General features: G+C 62.7%; 2 protein-coding genes. Both read left to right on the forward strand.

Translation table 11 applies throughout. From position 1 onward, the window contains the following. Positions 1-377 (forward strand): winged helix-turn-helix domain-containing protein (locus C5P05_RS00710; RefSeq protein WP_198674572.1); only part of this gene is annotated, 377 nt, incomplete at its 5' end. Next, on the forward strand, positions 374-1262 hold an 889-nt coding region (locus tag C5P05_RS00715), incomplete at its 3' end, for a HAMP domain-containing protein (RefSeq protein ID WP_114968005.1). The genes C5P05_RS00710 and C5P05_RS00715, both read left to right, overlap by 4 nt.

The following is a 1262-nucleotide window of genomic DNA, read 5'->3' on the forward strand; positions in this document are numbered from 1 at the left end:
TTGCTTTTTCCGAATTACTGGCGCGGGTGCGCACGCTGTTGCGCCGCGGCGCGAAGGCCAACTCGCCGGTGTTCATGCGCGCGGCCGATCTGGAACTCGACTTGTTGCGGCGTCGCGTCACGCGCGCAGGCAAGCGGATTGACCTGACGGCCAAGGAGTTTTCCCTGTTGGAACTGCTGCTGCGCCGCCAGGGCGAAGTGCTGCCCCGTTCGCTGATCGCGTCGCAGGTGTGGGACATGAATTTCGACAGCGACACCAACGTCATCGAGGTCGCCATGCGCCGCCTTCGCGTCAAAGTGGACGACAATTTCGAGCCCAAGCTCATCCGCACCGTGCGCGGCATGGGCTATGTGCTGGAGAACCCCGATTGCGTTTGAATGGCAGAACCTCCATCACCCGGCGTTTGACACTGCTGTTCGTCATCGCCTCATCCGGCGTCCTGCTGGCGCTTGGGCTGGTGATTGCGTCCTCGGTAGAGAAGCACTTCGAGGAGCAGGACATGGAGGTGCTAATGGGCAAGATGGCGCTGGCCCGGCACACGCTGGAGCAGATGGAATCGCAGGACGATCTGACACACGTCACGCACCTGCTGGACAACTCACTGGTCGGCCATCACGGCCTTGAGGTGATTGTTTACAGTCTGAATCACGAGGTGATGTTCACCACGCCGAACGCCCACTTTCCCCTCGACCTGGTGGCCGCCAATGCCGCCCGCAAGCCGCTGCGCCCTGTCACCTGGACGCTAAGCGAGCAAACCTACCGGGGCATTGCCGCCGAGCTGCCGACCGGCATCAGCGAGCGCTCGCGGGTCATCGTGGCGGTCGCCATCGACATCGCGCACCATCAGGCCTTCATGCGCTCCTTCCAGCAAACGCTGTGGCTTTTTGTCGCCGGCGCGGCGGCACTGAGCGGCGTTTTGGGCTGGGCTGTCGCACGACACGGTTTGGCGCCTTTGCGTGCCATGCGCGAGCAAACGCAAGGGGTCACGGCCCAGCAACTGAGCCTTCGCCTGCCGGTGGAATCGGTGCCGGTCGAACTGGCGGAGCTCGCGCAATCCCTGAACGAGATGCTGGCGCGGCTGGAAGAAGCGTTTCTGCGACTGTCCGACTTTTCTTCCGACATCGCGCACGAGTTACGCACGCCGGTGAGCAATCTGATGACGGAAACGCAGGTCGCCTTGTCGCGCGCGCGCAGTGCCGACGAGTACCGCAGTATTCTGGAATCAAACGCCGAGGAATACGAACACATGGCGCGGATGATCT

Origin of the sequence: Rhodoferax ferrireducens, from assembly GCF_003347515.1 — a bacterium.
GTDB lineage: Bacteria > Pseudomonadota > Gammaproteobacteria > Burkholderiales > Burkholderiaceae_C > Rhodoferax.